This window comes from Peribacillus sp. AS_2 (assembly GCF_026891895.1).
Classification (GTDB): Bacteria; Bacillota; Bacilli; order Bacillales; family DSM-1321; genus Peribacillus; species Peribacillus frigoritolerans.
Map to the genome: position 1 here is coordinate 156,127 of NZ_JAPTGA010000010.1, position 19,148 is coordinate 175,274.

19 protein-coding genes are annotated in these 19,148 nt (G+C 40.0%); 12 read left to right on the forward strand and 7 right to left on the reverse strand.

All coding sequences use genetic code 11. From position 1 onward, the window contains the following. Positions 1-64: 64 nt before the first annotated feature. On the reverse strand, positions 65-457 hold the full coding sequence (locus OTG27_RS18480; protein ID WP_268937698.1) for a thiol-disulfide oxidoreductase DCC family protein: 393 nt from the start codon (positions 455-457) through the stop codon (positions 65-67). A 350-nt stretch (positions 458-807) separates the two neighbouring features. Between OTG27_RS18480 and OTG27_RS18485 the strand changes: the two genes are divergently transcribed. From OTG27_RS18485 to OTG27_RS18495, 3 genes are all read left to right on the forward strand, one after another. Continuing rightward, positions 808-1,779, forward strand: a complete 972-nt coding sequence (locus tag OTG27_RS18485) for an acyltransferase family protein (protein WP_268937699.1) — start codon at positions 808-810, stop codon at positions 1,777-1,779. Between the two features lie 558 nt (positions 1,780-2,337). Then, positions 2,338-3,447 carry a D-alanyl-D-alanine carboxypeptidase family protein gene (locus OTG27_RS18490; RefSeq protein WP_268565491.1) on the forward strand — a complete coding sequence of 370 codons (1,110 nt, stop codon included), beginning with the start codon at positions 2,338-2,340 and terminating at the stop codon, positions 3,445-3,447. Between the two features lie 195 nt (positions 3,448-3,642). After that, positions 3,643-4,155 (forward strand): DUF3189 family protein, encoded by a 513-nt coding sequence (locus OTG27_RS18495; protein ID WP_063575302.1) that lies wholly within the window; start codon positions 3,643-3,645, stop codon positions 4,153-4,155. Between the two features lie 205 nt (positions 4,156-4,360). Here OTG27_RS18495 and OTG27_RS18500 read toward each other — a convergent pair whose 3' ends face one another. Continuing rightward, positions 4,361-4,540, reverse strand: coding sequence for a small acid-soluble spore protein H (locus OTG27_RS18500; RefSeq protein ID WP_054399815.1), 180 nt, complete (start codon positions 4,538-4,540; stop codon positions 4,361-4,363). A 221-nt stretch (positions 4,541-4,761) separates the two neighbouring features. On the opposite strand from OTG27_RS18500, the gene OTG27_RS18505 reads away from it, so the two are divergent. The 3 genes from OTG27_RS18505 to OTG27_RS18515 all read left to right on the forward strand — a co-directional run bounded on the left by OTG27_RS18505 (position 4,762) and on the right by OTG27_RS18515 (position 6,795). Next, positions 4,762-5,214 (forward strand): GNAT family N-acetyltransferase, encoded by a 453-nt coding sequence (locus OTG27_RS18505; protein WP_268937700.1) that lies wholly within the window; start codon positions 4,762-4,764, stop codon positions 5,212-5,214. Positions 5,215-5,317: 103 nt separating this feature from the next. Then, positions 5,318-6,190 (forward strand): AraC family transcriptional regulator, encoded by an 873-nt coding sequence (locus OTG27_RS18510; protein WP_268937701.1) that lies wholly within the window; start codon positions 5,318-5,320, stop codon positions 6,188-6,190. 152 nt (positions 6,191-6,342) lie between these two features. Then, complete coding sequence (locus OTG27_RS18515) at positions 6,343-6,795, forward strand: SRPBCC family protein (protein WP_057276932.1); 453 nt, start codon at positions 6,343-6,345, stop codon at positions 6,793-6,795. A 563-nt stretch (positions 6,796-7,358) separates the two neighbouring features. On the opposite strand, the gene OTG27_RS18520 is transcribed toward OTG27_RS18515, so the two are convergent. Together OTG27_RS18520 and OTG27_RS18525 are read right to left on the reverse strand one after the other, a co-directional pair. Further along, positions 7,359-8,180: a hypothetical protein gene (locus tag OTG27_RS18520; protein WP_268937702.1), complete on the reverse strand. Its 822-nt coding sequence runs from the start codon at positions 8,178-8,180 to the stop codon at positions 7,359-7,361. Positions 8,181-8,329: 149 nt separating this feature from the next. After that, the gene (locus OTG27_RS18525; RefSeq protein ID WP_268937703.1) at positions 8,330-9,094 is read right to left on the reverse strand and encodes a hypothetical protein; all 765 of its coding nucleotides are present in this window, start codon (positions 9,092-9,094) and stop codon (positions 8,330-8,332) included. A gap of 765 nt (positions 9,095-9,859) precedes the next feature. On the opposite strand from OTG27_RS18525, the gene OTG27_RS18530 reads away from it, so the two are divergent. After that, complete coding sequence (locus tag OTG27_RS18530) at positions 9,860-10,081, forward strand: DUF4083 domain-containing protein (RefSeq protein WP_268937704.1); 222 nt, start codon at positions 9,860-9,862, stop codon at positions 10,079-10,081. Here OTG27_RS18530 and OTG27_RS18535 read toward each other — a convergent pair. After that, positions 10,059-10,601 (reverse strand): hypothetical protein, encoded by a 543-nt coding sequence (locus OTG27_RS18535; protein ID WP_268937705.1) that lies wholly within the window; start codon positions 10,599-10,601, stop codon positions 10,059-10,061. The genes OTG27_RS18530 and OTG27_RS18535 overlap by 23 nt on opposite strands. A gap of 283 nt (positions 10,602-10,884) precedes the next feature. Between OTG27_RS18535 and OTG27_RS26535 the strand changes: the two genes are divergently transcribed. After that, complete coding sequence (locus tag OTG27_RS26535; RefSeq protein ID WP_307730119.1) at positions 10,885-11,064, forward strand: YjcZ family sporulation protein; 180 nt, start codon at positions 10,885-10,887, stop codon at positions 11,062-11,064. Positions 11,065-11,124: 60 nt separating this feature from the next. Here the strand turns inward: OTG27_RS26535 and mleCBF are convergent, their stop codons facing one another. Beyond that, complete coding sequence (gene mleCBF, locus OTG27_RS18545) at positions 11,125-11,967, reverse strand: CBF family alpha/beta fold macrolide esterase (RefSeq protein ID WP_268937706.1); 843 nt, start codon at positions 11,965-11,967, stop codon at positions 11,125-11,127. A gap of 288 nt (positions 11,968-12,255) precedes the next feature. Continuing rightward, positions 12,256-13,032 (reverse strand): 3-hydroxybutyrate dehydrogenase, encoded by a 777-nt coding sequence (locus OTG27_RS18550; protein ID WP_034309729.1) that lies wholly within the window; start codon positions 13,030-13,032, stop codon positions 12,256-12,258. A gap of 246 nt (positions 13,033-13,278) precedes the next feature. Between OTG27_RS18550 and OTG27_RS18555 the strand changes: the two genes are divergently transcribed. From OTG27_RS18555 to OTG27_RS18570, 4 genes are all read left to right on the forward strand, one after another. Further along, the gene (locus OTG27_RS18555) at positions 13,279-14,226 is read left to right on the forward strand and encodes a 3-hydroxyacyl-CoA dehydrogenase family protein (RefSeq protein ID WP_268937707.1); all 948 of its coding nucleotides are present in this window, start codon (positions 13,279-13,281) and stop codon (positions 14,224-14,226) included. After that, a complete protein-coding gene (locus OTG27_RS18560; RefSeq protein WP_268937708.1) occupies positions 14,223-15,398 on the forward strand; it encodes an acetyl-CoA C-acetyltransferase in 1,176 nt (391 codons plus the stop codon). Before OTG27_RS18555 ends, OTG27_RS18560 begins: the two co-directional genes overlap by 4 nt. A 64-nt stretch (positions 15,399-15,462) precedes the next feature. Further along, complete coding sequence (locus tag OTG27_RS18565) at positions 15,463-17,133, forward strand: sigma-54 interaction domain-containing protein (RefSeq protein ID WP_268937709.1); 1,671 nt, start codon at positions 15,463-15,465, stop codon at positions 17,131-17,133. Positions 17,134-17,752: 619 nt separating this feature from the next. Next, entirely contained in the window at positions 17,753-19,138 is a 1,386-nt protein-coding gene (locus OTG27_RS18570) for a GntP family permease (RefSeq protein ID WP_268937710.1), read from the forward strand. Positions 19,139-19,148: the final 10 nt, after the last annotated feature.

The window sequence follows — 19,148 nt, forward strand, 5'->3', positions numbered from 1 at the left end:
GCCAAGATCGCTTATCGTCCTTTTTTTTGTTGGGGACCAATGCCAATCCAACCACTACATTTTTTTATAAAAACCGCTTTCGAACACTTGGCGACGGCAGCATACAGCTTTCTTCTTTCTTTCCGAACCATTTGTAACGGTTCCTGGCAATGAAATCATAAAAGAAGTTCCGGATGAAGCTTGGGACGATGATGAAACCGTAAAGCAATTTCCATGCCCCTTGTAAGCCGCGGCAAATCCTCAAGGCTGCAGACGATTTATAGTAGGCCTTATCCTTATCGATCAGCACCATGCTATCTATATCTGCAGGAACATCATACTTCTTCAGCAACTCTTGTCCTGCCTCACTTTGAAGCGAAGCGTAATGAAAAAGCCCCTGCGGATCCCGCTTGATAATGAACTGGACACTCGAATCGCAAAAGTTGCATTCACCATCAAACAAAATGACCGGATTCATGAACATTCCTCCTATAGAGAGACGTTATCATACTCATGCTTATAATAATACACTACCCGTTTTGAAAAGACGAAAACGTCTGGAACTGCCTGGAGTTTTGATGATCGAAGAGATTGTTCGTTCCGGCAAGTCACTAACGGGTACGTAAGCCAATTGGCGGGTGGATTTTGACTGTTATCAAACTGTTATTTTCCATTAACTAAACTGTAAACAAGCTGTGATATGGTAGATACTCCAATGAAGTTCCAAGCCGGCAATCCTATAGTAGAGGAACGCCGGCTTTTTCATTCAAACCATAAATGAAGGTTAGAAAATATAACTGGCAGTTTCTTTATAGGAGGTAAGATTTCATGAAACGTGATCCGTATTTTGACAATGCGAAAGCTGTCTTAATCGTACTAGTTGTTTTAGGGCACACATTAGCTAGAATGGTGGAAGAAAACCAATGGATTTTAACTATTTATCTGTTTGTTTTTTCATTCCATATGCCAGCTTTTATTTTAGTATCCGGTTATTTTTCCAGAAAGATAAAAAGCAAAAAGGACCTCTGGGGGCTCATTAAGAAAATATTAATTCCCTATGTAATATTCCAGGTGATATATACCTTCTATTATCGGAAGGTATTTGATGAACCAATAGACTTCACAATATTGACTCCAAGATGGGCTTTATGGTTCTTAATAAGCTTATTCTGCTGGAATATATTATTGTTTATATTTTCCTCCAGGAAATATGGAATCGCCCTTTCAATCATTGTCTCTCTAATAATCGGTTACTTTGGTGAAGTGAATGAATGGTTAAGTTTGTCGAGAACCTTCTTTTTCTTTCCTTTCTTTTTAATTGGTCATTTTTTAGAAAAAAATCATTTTGAATGGGTTAAAAAGAAAAGTAATGCCCTTATCGGCTGGGCTGTACTAGGGTTAATCTTTATCGGTATTTATTTCAATGGGGAAATGACTTGGAGGGAATGGTTTTATGGCCGCTTAGGTTATCAAGAATTAATGGAAGGCTCCATTGCCCTCGGTTTTATATATAAGTTACTCGTATATTTAATTATGGGAGCAGCAACTTACTGTTTTTTATGTATAGTTCCTAAAAAACAAACGTTTTTTACTGAAATAGGATCCATTACATTAGGTATTTATCTTTTTCATATGTTTTTCCTGGAATATGTTTACAACTCATTTATTTATGATTGGATCAAAGAAAGTGGCCAATACTATGTTTTATTAGTCATACCTGTAACCATAATATTTATATTATCAAGAAAACCGATAGTAAAAGTGGAATGTGCGTTAATAGGAATGAAAATGAAAACATAACAGAAATCTACCTATAAAGTAAATATCCCTTCAGTTTAAAGGTGTGAGTTAGGTTTTATCTAAATTTCAAAACAGAGTTGATTGGAACGGAAGGTACGAGACTCCTGCGGGAAAAGCGCGTCGAGGGGAGACCCCACAGGCGCAAAAGCGCCGAGGAGGCTCCCGGACCGCCCGCGGAAAGCGAGTGCCTGGAGTGGAAATCGACGTTCCAGATTTTATAAACCTAAATAAAAATTAAGGCTAACTTGTTCTTTATTGAGTTTCTCTACAGCCAGAGCCCTTCCGTTTGAAGGGTTTTTTCATGAAAAGAAATTTCCAGGTATTTAGTGAGCTGCTAAAAAATCCGTTTAATGGGGATTAAATGGAGGCTCCACTAAAAGGGTTACAACCCTTTTAAAGTTATTTCAGGAAAGAAAATGAAGGTGATTACCCGAAATGTTTCCAAAATTATTAAGGGGTAATTACTTTTGTATTTCACTTTCAATAAAACAACTTTAAACATTTAGATTTATTTTATTATAACTATATAAGATTTAACTATCATCAAAGGAGCGGCATATGAAAAAGTTTTTCATCATCTTCATTTTGGCTTTAATCCCTTTCGCCTCTACGAAGGTAAGTGCAGAATCTGACTTACCTCTCAATAGTGAAGCCGGGATCATTATTGACGCGAAAAGTGGAAAAGTATTATACGGAAAAAACATGGATAAACGTATGTATCCAGCCAGTCTAACGAAAGTGGCCACGGCGATATATGCTATAGAACACGGGGATAAGAACGAACTGGTGACTGTTAGCAAAAAAGCGGCGAAGGCAGACGGGTCTTCCGTATTTATTGAACCTGGGGAGGAAATAGAGCTTTCCAAATTAATTGCAGGCATGCTGATCAACTCCGGAAATGATGCAGCCATCGCAATTGCCGAGCATATGTCTGGCAGTGAAAAATTGTTCATGGAAGATTTGAATGAGTTTTTAAGAAAAGAAGTAAACGTCACCGATACTCATTTTACGAACCCCCATGGATTGTTTGACAAAGACCATGTAACTACGGCCAGTGACCTTGCGAAAATTACCCAATATGCAATGAAAAATGAAACATTCCGTGAGTATTTTGGGAAGAAGGAGTTACCATGGGAAGTGGAAACATGGGACACAACTCTGATTACCCATCATAAAATGTTAAAAGGCGAACTCCCCTATAAGGGAATAACCGGCGGGAAAACCGGTTTCGTAAGTCAATCCGGCTACACCCTGATTTCTACTGCCACTAGAGGAGAACAGGAATTGATTGCTGTCACTCTAAAAGCTCCTTCAGACAAAGTTGCCTACTCTGATACCAAGCTTTTATTCAACTATGGCTTTGAAAACTTTAAATCAGGAAAAATTGATAAAAAAAGCAAACTTTATTCAGCGGATTACTCTAATTCCTACACGCTGAACGAAGACATATACTATACTCATTTAATCAGTGATCAACCTAGTCTAAAAACGAGTAATGATGGAATGCTTTCAATCATGAACCAAGAAGGGGAAGCAATCGACTCCTTTGACCTTAAAACGGTCGCTGATGTTAGGAACACAGTATTGCCTGCCCCGATTAAACAAGAAACAATCGATGATAAGCTAATTAAATTTTCTGTCCCATCTTTAGGGTTGGGAGGATTTTAAAACTTGTTCCTATACATACCCCAGTTTATAAAAAATAAAAGTGTGCCCTTATCATCCATGAATGATAGGTGTACTCTTTTATTTTTATTGATGATCCGAGGACAGGACTATACTAATCGGACAGCAAAAGGCTACCTGAATTGGAAATGGAGTATATGACCATAATAGTATTAAAAAACTATTAGGGATGATTTCATGATGTATATCTATAATGATTATGGGGGTACACATACCACGTCTTTGGCTGCCGCCTATCATTTAAAACAATTACCTCAATCGGAAAGAAAACTAACTTCTGAAGAAATATTAAATGTGAAATATTTTAATAAATTAACGAAAAAGGAATTTGGAAAGCTGATTTTTCGCGGGATCGATGAAGATGGCAATTCCGTTTATACAATGGGACATAAAAGAGAGAAACTCGTTGTACCGGCATTAAAAGAATTGACTTTACTACTGGAGGAGAAATTTCACTTTAACGAAAAAATAGTATTCTCCAATACATCCCCTACTGTCCCTATTGCCATGTCTATAGGGGGATTTTTATCAAGAGCATTAAAAATTGATTTCATAGGTGTGCCATTATTAATTATAGGCACCAAACAATGCTGTGATAATATTTTTCGCTTGGTTGAAAACACGAAACAAATAGGAAAAGCAGCGAATGGGGAAAAAGTGATTATAATAGAAAATGAAAAATATAAGTAATCCTATTAAAAATTTACTTAGCCTATCAAAAATCATTTTTGAAAGTGCAGGCTGTCAACTGTATAGGGATACAAGTCAACAATTGATGTTGGCTTTTTTTGTTACGCTTCTGGATGGATACATGCTATATAAGAGGTGGTGCTTGCACTTAATCGAACAATAAACCACCACCCGGAAGTGGAGGTTTATTAATGAATCGAGGAAATTACTGTTCTTGCAGGCTGGTTACAGAAACACTTTGTTTTTTATTTGGATCATCAAGGGGATGGATTGTAGCTGTTCCATTTTGTTCATCCACGTGCTCAATGTAGATACTTTCCTCATTATAGGTTACAGTAACCATATTTGGTGAAGAAGCAATTTCTTCTGCTCGTTGTGCGTTCATTTTAGCCACCTCCTTTGAATTTGCAACATGTTTAATATTTGTTCCGATTTACTTAGATATACTAGTTGTAATTAAAATTCTTCCAAGAATCCCATATTTAACGAACTGGTGGGTGAGTTATTTGTATGGCAGTTTTTAAATATTTCGATAACGCAGGATAGTTCAAGATAAAATCAGTTGATATAATTACAGAAAATTTAAAAAGTATAGGGGGATGTAAAATGAATAATGATGGATTTTCGATTTCTACTGATAAAGAGTATTTAGATGTAGATGTAATACATGATTTTTTGAATCATGAAGCTTACTGGTCAAAGGGGATAACTAAGGAAACAGTAATAAAGTCAATTGAAAATACGACCTTATGTTTTGGGGTTTATAAGGGTGAAATAGGAAATGAAGGTTGTGATCAAGTTGGATTTGCAAGGGTAATAACCGATTTAGCAACCCATGCGTATCTTTGCGATGTGTTTATATTACCTGACTATCGTAAATTAGGATTATCAAAATGGTTAATGGACGTTATCACCGACCATTCCGAACTAAAAAAGGTTCGCAGGTTTATGTTAGCAACGAATGATGCACATTCATTATATGAAAAGTTTGGTTTTAATCAGATTGATAAACCAGAGCTATTTATGCAAAAAGTCGGTAAAACCCCATTTCAACAATAAGTACTTTTAACACAAAGGGATTAGACCCTGCATAATCGTGCACAGAATGTCGGATGTTTCATTTCAACTCCTGCTATTCTGTTGATATAAGGGAGGTCATTGAATGGATTCGCTCAAAAATATGAATGGTGCCATTAAATTCATTGAAGAAAATCTTACGAACGAAATTGACTTTAAAGAAGTTGCAAGGCTCGCTTATTGCTCGGAATATCATTTTAAAAGGATGTTTTCCTTCCTTGCCGGTATTTCACTATCCGAGTATATTCGGCGAAGACGACTTACACTTGCAGCGTTTGAGCTTAAAAGTAGCAACATAAAGGTCATTGATATTGCGATAAAGTACGGGTACAGTTCACCAGACTCGTTTGCAAGGGCGTTTCAGCATTTGCATGGTATCACGCCATCAGAAGCGAGAAGTAATGGCCATTCACTTAAAGCCTATCCACCGATGTCCTTCCAATTATCCATTAAAGGAGGCAGTGAAATGAACTATCGAATTGAAGAAAAAGAGGCATTTCACATAATTGGAATTAAAAAAAGGGTTCCAATCATTTTTAACGGGGTCAATCCAGAGATTGCATCTATGTGGAAAAGTTTAGACGAGAAAACGATAAATGAACTTAAAAACCTATCGAATGTCGAGCCATTAGGGCTGCTTAGTGCATCCGCGAACTTTTCCGAAGGCAGGTTGGAGGAAAAAGGGGAGCTTGATCATTATATCGGCGCAGCTACAACGAGGGAATGTCCAGATAACTTAACACAGCTGAATGTTGATGCGTCTACATGGGCGGTATTCGAAGCAGTCGGCCCCTTTCCTGAAACACTGCAAAATGTTTGGGGACGCATTTATTCCGAATGGTTTCCATCCTCTAACTATGAACAAAGAGAAGGGCCGGAAATCCTTTGGAATGAAAATAAAGACATAACCTCACCAACATTTAGAAGTGAAATATGGATCCCCGTTATGAAAAAGTAAGTTTACCAGGCGAAGAATTTATCGGAAAAGCTGTCTTCTGGCAGCTTTTTCTTATGGAGCAAACAGAGAAGGATAAGGGAATAAGAGCTGGATAATTTGCTTTAACGAGCTATAATGGTGGATAGAAAGTGCTAATATAAGGAGATTGGAAAATGCCTGTTATTGAGTATCAACAATTTATTAAAGCCCCAGTTGAATTATGTTTTGACCTAGCGAGGAGTGTGGATATCCATACCAAAACGACAGCGAACACAAAGGAAATGGCTGTTGATGGTGTGACAGAAGGGTTATTAGAGGAGGGAGATGCTGTTACTTGGGAAGCCATTCACTTTGGTATTAAACAAAGGCTGGAAGCCAAAGTGACACTAATGGAAAAACCAAATAAGTTTGTAGATATTATGGTGAAGGGTGCCTTCCATTCCTTCGTACACACACATCAGTTTAAAGAAGAACCAGGCGGAACTATAATGATGGATACATTTCAATATAAGTCACCGTTCGGTCCAATTGGAGTATTAGCTGATAAGTTGTTTTTAGAGAAGTATATGAGGGCATTTATCGTTTCTCGTGCAAAGGCACTGAAAAAGATTGCCGAGAATAGGTAATAACCGTTTAAGACTATACTCTGCTATCATGGGTTGCTGCGGCAGCCTTTTTATGTTCCCCTAGTATCAGGAGGAACTAATTCATTGATTAATAATGAAATTAATCCCTAAAAGTTCCCTAACGATGAAGATGGACAAGTGTTATAAATGCTTTATAGAACTAATGGGTGCTTAGCTGAAGTTCGGAGCTGTCTTTATAACCGGCACCCTAAAGATTAGCGAATGGCTCGGCTCAGCGGTACAACCGTGTTAGGCCCGCGGATACAACCGACCGTTAATTATAATTACGGATCAAATCGTTTGCTGCGATTAGATCTTTTCTTTTGTTTTTATAAGAATAACACAAACAGAACAAATGTTCCAGAGTTAATGTGTAAAATTATTACTTTTTTTCAAAAATAAATCTTATAAAGGATATAGTTGATTCTCTTGAAGATGAACGGGCAGGATAGTTGAAGCAGCAAGCGAATCATAAATCATATTTTCCAAGGTGGCGCAAAATGAGGCTGACGATGGGTATGTATTTGTTTCGGAAATGTGATAAAGGGCAACAGAATGAGTACTCAAAACATGTAAGGTTGATAGAACTCATCTTTTGGGAACAAAAAAAGTACTTTGATAATTAAGGTATCAAAGTACTTTTCATTTAACAAACTACCAATCCCATGACATATGACACCCAAAGTCAACATGGCATTTATTCTGCTTACAACAATGATCGTAATGCTCATTATCGCAGCGTTTTTTCTTCTTACAATCATGATGCTCATTATCGCAGCGTTTTTTCTTCTTACAATCGCAATGCTCATTATCGCAGCGTTTTTTCTTCTTACAATCATAATGCTCATTATCGTAGCGTTTTTTCTTCTTACAATCATAATGCTCATTATCGTAGCGTTTTTTCTTCTTACAATCGCAATGCTCATTATCGCAGCGTTTTTTCTTCTTACAATCGCAATGCTCATTATCGCAGCGTTTTTTCTTCTTACAATCGCAATGCTCATTATCGCAGCGTTTTTTCTTCTTACAATCGCAATGCTCATCATCGCAGCGTTTTTTCTTTTTACAATCGCAATGCTCATCATCGCAGCGTTTTTTCTTCTTACAATCGCAATGCTCATCATCACAGCGTTTTTTCTTCTTACAGCAATCGTGCTTCTCATTATTGCAGCATTTTTCCTGCTTCCAACAATGATCGTGATGCTCATTGTCGCAGCATTTCTCCTGCTTCCAACAATGATCGTGATGCTCATTGTCGCAGCATTTTTCCTGCTTCCAACAATGATCGTGATGATCATTGTCGTAGCATTTCTCCTGCTTCCAACAATGATCATGATGCTCATTATCACAGCATTTTTTCTTCCAACAATGATCGTGATGCTCATTATCGTAGTGTTTCTTCTTACAACAATCCTCGTGATAAGACATGGAAATGTCACTCCTTTCTATCTTTTAAAATATGGATAAAGGCAAAGCCTTCTCTATTTAGAGAGGGCTTTGCTAGTCAAGATTAAAAACTAATCAACACCGTCATTTACGGAGCAGGAAGAGTATTAGTTGTTGGAGTAGTTGTAGTTTCACAACGACGTTCATTTACGTCGCAAATACCACCTTGTGGATCTACAATAACTTGTCGAGTCACTGTAATTGTAGTGCGTAGTACAATCTTGACTAAAATAGCATTGGCAGTAATAAGTCCTGTAGGGCCGATGACTGGAACGCCTGGTTGAGCAAAGATTCCTTCTATTGTTAATGGGGGTTCTACTATCATATCCTCAGGGCAGGCACCTGGAAAATCTGTATGCTCCTGGAATGGTAAACTAGTTGCAAGTGTGGCTGTTAAAACAGGAGTGGTTGTTCCTGGTGCCGTAAACGTTACCGTAACAGTTACAGGAATAAGCCCGATGTTAACAACTTTGTCCCTAATAATTGTCGTGTTACGGGTAATACCAGCTAGATTCGGTACAACAGATACTGTTCTAATTGTGGATCCAGCTGGTATAACAGGAGCAAACGCGGTAAAAGGAAGTGTTGTTTCTGCAACCTTTTGTACCGCTTTTGAGCCTACAACTGAATTAACTAGGACACAGTCGCTGTTTAATGGTGCAGCGAGTTGGCGAGCTGGAGCTCTAAAATTGCAATTGCAAGCAGAAGCGTCTTGAGACTTACAAACGTTACATGATTTTTTGAATTTGGAATCATGACCAAATCTTGAATCATTGCCCATACCCCAGTCGCTGTCGGAACAGGCAGAGCCCCAGTTGCTGTGCATTGGATTTTGTTTACTGAAATTTCCCATAAAATCTCAATCCTTTCTTGTAACTATTTTTTTTTTCGAAAATGAAATGGAGTGTAGTATCGAACCGTACTAAAGCACTGCCAAAAGCATTTTCGTTGTAGTTACAAAATATAGTATTAATAAAATAAGGTAATTGCTTGGACAGGTTGCTTATATTTCCGGACAAGTCGTAAATATTTATCGGGCTTACACTTATATAATTTGGCATTAGAGGAAGTATGGAACGCGAGTAAAGAAATGGACGAATATAAAGGGAAGCAAAAAGCTAAGTTATGCCAGCGAAAATATAGATAACCCAAAAAGGACTTCTTTGCTCGCTTTTTACAAAAAGTGAACAAAGAAGTCCTAGGCTCTTTTTAAGGCGGTCTGAAATTTCGTTTTTAAATTCATGAGGTTTATAGAGGGGGAATTATTACTTTTATATATTGTTATTTCTTTTGAATACTAAGTGCCAGGGAAGCAAGACAGCCGAAGTATTTTCGGACTGTGCACGTATGCTATAATTATCCAAAAAAGGAGAAATATTTATGGCAGCGTTAATTATATCAATATATATAACTATTACACTTGTATCGCTCTTTACCTTCGCTGGGCCTTATTCGCCATTGGTGGGACTTGCAGTCGGTATCCCTATAATATACAAATAGTACTTACACAAATATATAAAGAAATAAAAGTGATATCTAAAAAACTATAGTAATAGTTTTTTGTCGACTCTATGTCCTGTTTATTAGATATAAGAAAAGAAGAAAGGAGTGGGGTTCTTTGGGTATCAATATCGGTGATTTAGTATATCAACTTATTATGTTTATTTTGTTGCTTGGTATGATTTTTGCAGTTTACTTTTTTGTTCGTTCTCTTCTTGCAAGGCTAAACAAATCCAATAACATAGAAAAAAAACCTGATAGAGTCATTGAGCTGCTTGAAAAGGATAAAAGAGAGTCATTTCTTTTTATCCTTTTTTTCATTTTTTTGTTTTCTGGTTAGGTGAATAAGAAGTCGAATATAACTTAGTGATTTCATCTAGTGCAAAAAAGATTATGGAGCATATAACCGCAAAGATAAAGAAACCTCCCGGGTCAATTAAGTATGTAGCCAATCCGAAACCAATATGTATGAATCCAGATAACCAGAAACGTATATTGGAAAACTTCATTGAGATGAATTCAGAAATTAGTGATACTGGTAAACCATAAAAGAAATTCCCAATCAAACTATAAAAAAGCACAACCATAATGATCAGGAAATCTCCATCCATTTTAAAGGATGGTTCTTCAAAATACGAGACTAGAAATAAACCAATTGTAAAGGTCACTGATGAGTAGAAGGCCACTTTAATTTTTCTGAATTTGTCTTTAAACAGAGATTTCCTAATGACAGGAAATACGAACGCAATCGTTATAAAAGCGAGTAACGTTTTAATTATTATTGGAGTAGTTGAAACAAGTATGATTGTCAACAGAACAGCCATGGAAAAAACAAGAATATAAGAATTTCCTTTTATCATAAATACCTCGGACCTTTTTACCTTTATTGTACAATAAGCTTAAGTTAGTGGGAATTAGATGTCGTAAAACAATCATTAATTTCAATGAGTAAATAAGGTGTCAGGCGGAGCTGTATGAAATCTCTAAACAGTAAAAATAGGCGCTGAAAAACTGTTAATTTTAGGTCGTGCGGGTGGTTGAAAAAAGTTTTTAGTGATTTTTGTGTCATTATCCTATTTAGAACATAAGTTGAATTAACCCATTTAATTTTTTCCTCCTAAAACAAATAAGGAGATGTTTCTATTGTCAAATTGTGGTCATGATTCAAATTGCGGTAACGATGTTGGTGGATTTGGTGGCGGTTTCGCTTTTATAGTCGTATTGTTTATCCTTTTAATCATTGTTGGAGCTGCTTGTTTTGGCGGCAACAATGGAGGTAACGATTGCTGTTATCCCGTTCAAGGATATGGCGGTTTCTGCTAACAAATGCATAAAGAAAAGCCGACCTTTATTGGTCGGCTTCCTTTATGCAAACTTTTTTAATTATCGCGAAGTAAGCTTTATGACTGATTCGATAATCATATCCCAGTCGTCACTATGAATTTCATGCCCTGATCCATCAAGAGTCACTAATTCAGCTTGAGGGATGGCTTTCGCAAGAGCAAGTCCGTGCTCGTATGGCAAGGCTGGATCTTCTGTGCCGTGGATGATGAGGACAGGTATGGAAATCTCACCCATTCGATCGAAATATTCGTCTCCTCCAGCAAGCATGGCATGATTGAATCTGCTCGGTAGCTGCTTGGCACGGTCTGCTTCTCTTTTTGCCAGTTTATGCATTCTTTCCTGCTCATAGGGTTTGGAACCGGCTAAAGTTTTCCATCCATCCGCAAGATAAGCGATGACCGTCTCCCGATTTGACCAATCAATGGAAGCGCTTTTTGCATGATGATCCAATATGCTCTGGTCCATTGGAGGCAGTTTTTCCATTACAGTCCCGAACACGCTTGAAGCAATTAGCGTAAGCGTATTTACGCGTTCCGGATATCTTAAGGCAAGAATCTGTCCGATCATACCGCCTAGGGACATCCCAACGATAGAAGCACGTTCTATGGAATAAGCGTCCAGGACACCCGCGGCATCGTCAGCCAAATCCGCTATTGTATAGTTGGAGGTACCGGGTTCATAAACGGTAGACCGTCCCAGATCCCGATGGTCGTAGCGAATCACAAATCTCCCCGAATCGGCAAGGCGGAGACAGAAATCATCATCCCACCAATCTAATGAAGACATCGCTCCCATGATCAAAAGCACGGCAGGGTCCTTAGGGTTTCCAAAACTTTCAGTACATATATCGACTTTATTGATTTTCAGTATCTGTTCACTCATGTTTTTTACCTCCGTATTAAATATTATCCAATAGCCGTTACGATGGCGCAGATCAATATATACTTTCCGGAGCATGATGATTGGCCTGCGCTTTTCATTATCGCAGTCTAACCCACTTAATAATCATGACGCGGCCTCCTTTTAATCGTTGTAAAATGGGAGGTATCCCTATATTACTTTAACATGGGGCATATCTTTTCGCCACCAATTTTTTCCACATTTCCATACAGAAAACCCCGAATAAGGAGCACTTTTTGGTGCCGTTTATTCGGGGTTTTAACATGCATTTTATTGAGCGGTATATCCGCCATCTAATACGACTGCCTGGCCTGTGATGCCCCGAGCTTTGTCGCTTGCAAGGAAAATGGCGTAATCGGCAATTTCACTTACATCGAGTAAGCGGTTTTGTGGGACAAGTGGATAGATGACCTCTTCCAAAACGCTTTCTAACGGTACCTGTCTTGTTTTTGCCAGGTCCTCCAATTGACCGCGGACGAGAGGCGTGTCTACGTATCCTGGGCAAAGGGCATTGACGGTTATGCCAAAAGAGGCGCTTTCCAGGGCAGCGACTTTCGTCAAGCCGATTACACCGTGTTTGGCACTATTGTATGCGGCTTTGTTGGCGAATCCAATCAGGCCGTTAATGGAAGAGATGTTGATGATTCTGCCGAAGCCTTGTTCTTTCATGATTGGCAAAACGTTCTTAATTGAAATGAATGGCGCGGTCAGCATGATTTTGATCATCAGTTCGAATTTTTCAGTTGGAAACTCTTCAATTGGTGCAACATGCTGAAGGCCGGCGTTATTGATGAAAATATCGATTCGTCCATATTTGTCTTTAGCTTGTTTGATTAGTTGGATAATATCCTCTTCACTTGTTACGTCAGCTTTTAAGCCGATAACCTCCAAGCCGTTGTTCCTTAGGTCTAGAGCAGCTTTTTCAACTGTGTTTTGATCAAGGTCGGACAAAACGACCTTTGCTCCATTTTCAGCAAATATCTTTCCAATCTCAAAGCCGATTCCTCTAGCAGATCCGGTAATTATCGCCACTTTATCTTTAACCATATTACATTCCTCCAATAAAAATGTAATGGTCCAAGTCTGTCATTTTATGTCGTGAACAGGGAAGTATTCCGTAGAGTAAGTATATAAAGGGAAGGGTATAAAAATATGGTTTAGGTTAATGAGTAAGAGTCTATCATGATTTTCAAGATAAAAAAAGAATTTTATTTCCCCTTATCATTGGCATGGATATTGCATATATAAAAAGGTGAGTAAATAAAGGTAATTGAAACGGAAAGGGGAAGCTGGATGATTAAAAAAATAGCCATTATCGGTTCAGGTGTAATGGGTAGTGGGATCGCTCAGTCTTTTGCAGTTAGCGGGTATTTCGTCACCATTAACGATATAAAGGAAGAGCTGCTATACCATGCCCAAAATCGAATTTCTGAGAATCTATCATTGCTCATGGAAGAAGGGGCTTTGACTGATCGGGAAAAGCAAGGTGCTTTAGCGAATATTACATACAGCGTGGACTTGGAAGGGGCAGTAAGGGATGCTGATTTTATCATTGAGGCGATTCCGGAAGTCATCGAGCTGAAATTAAATCTATATCAGCAACTGGAGGAAATAATCAAACCGGATGCAATTGTTGCTTCAAATACATCGACCTTTCCGATTTCCCAATTGATGGAGAAGGCCTCGTTTGCGGAGCGAATGGTCATCACGCATTTCTTTAATCCTGGCCATTTGGTTCCATTGGTTGAAATTGTTCAGCATGACGAAACGAAGCCGGAAATCGTCAAGACAACCATGGATTTAATGCGTAAAATCGGCAAGTCTCCGATTCTCTTGAAAAAAGAAATAGCAGGGTTCATTGCCAATCGTCTCCAGACTGCTTTGATGCGTGAAGCCTTTTATCTATTAAAAGAGGGCGTTGCCGATGCCGAGGATATCGATACGGCGATAACGGCTGGACCAGGTTTTCGCTGGGCATTTACCGGGCCGATCGAGATTGCCGATTTTGGCGGACTTGATACATGGCAGCGTGTTTTCGATAATGTTTCACCGGTATTGGACCAGAGTAAGGAAGCTCCTGATTTGATTCGTGATTTGGTGGCTGAGGGAAAGCTTGGGACGAAGTCGGGAGAAGGCATTTTTACGTATGAAGAATCTACCGTTTCTCAAAAAATCAATGAGAGGGACCGTAATTTTATTAAACTGGGAAAATTAAAAATGGAGAAGGAGGAAGTATTATGAGAGAAGTGGTGATTGTAGGGGCAGCAAGAACACCGGTTGGTGCGTTTGGAGGCAGTCTTGCCAATGTTTCGGCGGTTGACTTGGGAGTCGTGGCAGCTAAGGAAGCGATTAAGCGGGCAAATATTTCGGCTGACATGATCGATGAGGTATTGGTTGGGAATATTCTATCTGCTGGATTAGGGCAAAATGTGGCACGTCAGGTTGCGATTCATGCAGGGATTCCGGAAACAACGCCGGCCATGGCCATTAATAAACTTTGCGGATCTGGCCTCCGTACGGTCATAATGGGAGCGCAATTCATTGCCCTTGGTGATGCGGATGTGATTCTTGCCGGGGGGATTGAAAGCATGAGCAATGCTCCGTATTTACTTCCAAATTATCGTTTTGGACAGAAAATGGGCAATGCTGAAGCGGTCGATTCCATGACATATGACGCCTTAACGGATGTATTTAATCAATATCATATGGGCGTGACTGCGGAGAATATCGCCGAGCAGTGGGGAATCAGCCGTGAAAAGCAGGATGAATTTGCTTTAGAAAGCCAACTGAAGGCTGAAAAGGCACAGCTTGAGGGACGATTTGCAGAGGAAATCGTACCTGTTGAATATAAACGCAGAGGAAAGACAATTTTGGTGGAACAGGATGAACACCCGCGTCATGGACTGACGATCGACCAGCTAACGAAGCTGCGTCCTGCATTTAAGGAAAATGGAACGGTTACGGCAGGTAATGCCTCCGGAATCAATGATGGGGGTGCGATGTTAGTCCTGATGTCTAAAGAAAAAGCGGACGAGCTGGGACTGGAAGCATTAGCAACAATCAAGTCATATGCAAACGCTGCGCTTGATCCGAAAATCATGGGATACGGTCCGGTTCCTGCAACAAGGAAAGCTTTGGAAAAAGCGGGATTGACAATAGATGATATTGAATTGATGGAAGTGAATGAAGCCTTTGCGGCACAGTCACTCGCCGTGCTTAAGGACCTTGAACTGAAGCCGGAGAAAGTGAATGTGAATGGCGGGGCGATTGCCCTGGGTCATCCGGTAGGTGCTTCCGGTGCCCGCATCTTAGTGACTTTATTGTATGAAATGAAGCGCCGGGATGCAAAAACAGGCCTTGCCACCTTATGTATCGGCGGCGGACAGGGAACTGCGCTGATTGTGGAACGGTAATGACTTGGCCTCATTTTCCTATGATATAATGGAGGAAACTTCAGACGGGTTAAGGAGAAGAGGAATGGCCAGCGATATTGAAACGATTCAATTGGAATTAGTGAATGCGATATTGGAAGAATTGCCTTTTGGTGTTTTGGTAACGAAAAACGAAAAAGAAATCGTTCTATGCAATCGCGTATTATCCGAGGCTTTTGCCGAGAATCAATTTGATCGGCAAATACATTTGATTTTAGAAAAAAACCTTGTACCAGCTGTAAATACTCCGATCCGTTTGAATGAGAATAATGGGATTGTCAGAAAGGCCATCATTCAAATGGGGGATGAGGAGTATCAGATTTATCTCCTGTTATTTACAAATAATAAAAGTGATTTTCTTAATATCGATAATCATGAAGAACTTCTGTTTAAGGATATTATCGAATTTGCCTATGACGGCTTGGTGATGGTCGATACGGAAGGGTATGTCCAAATGCTGAGCCATGCTTATGCGGATTTTCTTGGGGTCGATCAGGAAAGCTCCATAGGGAAACATGTAACGGAGGTCATTGAAAACACCCGTATGCATGTGGTCGCCAAAACTGGCAAGCAAGAGGTCGCTGAATTACAAAAAATTAAAGATAATTATATAATTGCGACCCGTTCCCCGATAAGGAAACAAGGCAAGTTAATAGGGGCGGTCGGGAAGATTCTTTTTAAGAATGTCGGGCAATTCACCGCTCTTTCCAAGCGGATAAATTCTCTTGAAGTAGAGCTGAAAAAGTACAAAGGCGATTTTCGCGAGAGAAATAAGGCCTCATACACGTTTGATCATTTGATGGGAAGAAGCCCAGCTTTCATGGAAGTGAAAGGTCAGGCCAAAATTGCCGCTAAAAGCGACTCGAATGTATTGATTTTGGGTGAAAGCGGAACAGGTAAGGAGCTGTTTGCCCATTCCATTCATAATGACAGCAGACGGGCCATGGGTGTGTTTGTCAAAGTGAACTGTGCCGCCATCCCGGCGGAACTGCTGGAGTCAGAGCTATTTGGCTATGAAGAGGGATCCTTCACTGGTGCAAAAAAAGGCGGAAAAGCGGGTAAGTTCGAAGCGGCTGAAGGCGGTACGATTTTTCTGGATGAAATCGGTGAGCTGCCACTGCATATGCAGGTGAAGCTGCTCCGTGTTTTACAAGAGAAAGAGATTGAGAGGGTCGGTTCGACGGGAAGTATTCCGATTGATGTACGGGTAATCGCTGCAACGAACCGTAATCTGGAGGAAATGGTCTCGAAAGGGGAGTTCCGGCTTGATATGTATTACCGATTGAAGGTCCTGCAAATCCATGTTCCTTCCTTAAGGGAGCGACCGGAGGACATTGAAATACTGGTAAATCATCTTGTTGAAAAGTACCAGAATCTCATGAAGAAACGTGTAAGAGGGATGAGCGATCAAGCATTGCGCCTGCTTCGTCTTTATAAATGGCCGGGGAATATTCGTGAGTTGGAGAATATCATTGAACGCGCAATGAATATAGTTGAAGAAGGGGAAATGATACGTTCCAAGCATCTCCCTAAAGAAATAACGGGTCATAAAGAAGCCGTCTCGATCCGCACCTTGGCTGAAGTAATGGATGAAACCGAACGGGCGGCGATCGTTTCCTGTTTGGAAATGACATCCGGCAATAAATCAGAAACGGCAAAGAGACTCGGAGTGAGCCGAACAACACTGTATGAAAAAATGAATAAATATGGTTTATGATTGAAGAAAGGACCCTTTTGCAAAGGGGTCAGACTGCAGGCAAATTCGAAGGAATTCGAGTTTGCCTGCAGTTTTTTTATTTTTAAAACGTGCAAGATGCTTTCAGAAATCCGCTCCCTTTCCGCCGAATGTAAGCGAATGCCTGAAGTCCCCTCCCCAAGCTTTTACTAGTAAATATTTGCGTGTGTTAGGAAATCCGTACATAAAACGCAAGGGAATTTAATAGTTGTAAGAAAAGTCTTACACTTTTTTGGAGTTTATCTTTGTGTGTACTGAAACCTTTACAGTTTTAAGTGATTTTAGGGAAGGAAATGTTTGAAAAAGCTTTAAAAGATGAGATTTTTCCTTGTATTTAAGTTGGCACAATAATTGCATAATTACTTTAGTGAATGGCCCATCTGTCATTTTATATTGTGTTTCCACGTAAAATGAAAAGGGATTATTGAAAGCGTTCTCAATGTTTAGGAGATATTTAGAGGGATCATTCAGCTTGACTTGGGGAAGGAAGGCTTGAATGGTAAAAGCGGAAAAATTAAAAATATGAAATTTAGGAGATTGCTAGTCCTATTTAACGGCTTCCGAATTATTTGGGGGCAAGGGGAGAAAAGGGGGAATTGAATTGGTGATTCAAATTTTAGCCATTGTGGTGGCGCTGGGACTTTTAATCTTTTTAGCCTACCGGGGCTATCCGGTCATTATCATAGCGCCGGTTGTTACTTTACTGGCGGTCATTATATCCGGCGGACATTTGCTGCCGAGTTATACAGAAACATATATGACGTTTGCGGCTAACTATATAAAAGCGTTCTTTCCAATATTTTTATTAGGGGCCGTATTTGGAAAAGTCATGGAGATGAGCGGTGCAGCTGCATCCATCGCCAAGACCATCGTAAAATCACTAGGCTCCAAGCAGGCCATTCTTGCTGTAGTGCTGGCGTGCTCGGCGCTGACATATGGCGGGGTTTCATTGTTTGTAGTGGCATTCGCCGTTTATCCATTTGCAGCGGCAATTTTTAAAGAAGCAGACATTCCAAAAAGATTATTGCCGGGAACGATAGCATTGGGCGCCTTCACTTATACGATGGATGCCCTTCCTGGAACACCTCAGATTCAAAATATCATTCCTACGAATTATTTCGGAACAGATACGTATGCAGCTCCAATCATGGGGATTATTGGCGCGATCATGGTATTCACTGGAGGAATGATCTGGTTAGAGCGTCGCCGTAAACAAGCGGTGGCAAATGGTGAAGGCTACGGGGAAGGACATATCAATGAGCCGGAAAGTGCAGAACAGCAAAACCTGCCTAACTTTTGGCTGTCCATTGTACCGCTCATCCTTGTCGTAGCGTTTAATTTTGCTTTCAGCCGCAGTGCCATTTCGGTTAAGCACTGGTATGATGCTTCGATGTTAAAGGAAACTTTCAACATTGCCGATGTAAGCACAGTCACTTCATCCTGGTCTTTGATTGTTGCCTTGACAATCGGCATCATTGCAGCGATGCTTCTGAATGTTGGACGCATCAAGGTCAAATTGGCAAGTGGATTAACAGCTGCGGCAATGGGATCATTGCTTGCCATATTCAATACTGCATCTGAAGTTGGTTTTGGGAATGTGGTGAAAACACTTCCTGGATTCTCGGTCATTCAAAACTGGGTGTTCAATGCAAGCGGTAATCCGCTCGTATCCGAAGCTATTGCCGTCAATGTGCTGGCAGGGATTACCGGATCCGCATCAGGTGGACTTTCGATTGCGCTAGAAGTGATGGGAAGTCACTATTTGCAGGTGGCCCAAAGTGTCGGAATCACCCCGGAAATGCTTCATCGGATAGCATCCATGGCATCTGGCGGAATGGATACGCTCCCGCATAATGGTGCCGTCATTACCTTGCTTGCCATTACTGGACTGACACATCGTCAATCTTACAAGGATATTTTTGCGATTACGATTTTGAAAACAGTGACCGTGTTCATCATAGCTTTTGCAACATCACTGTTTATTTAATAGAATAGTA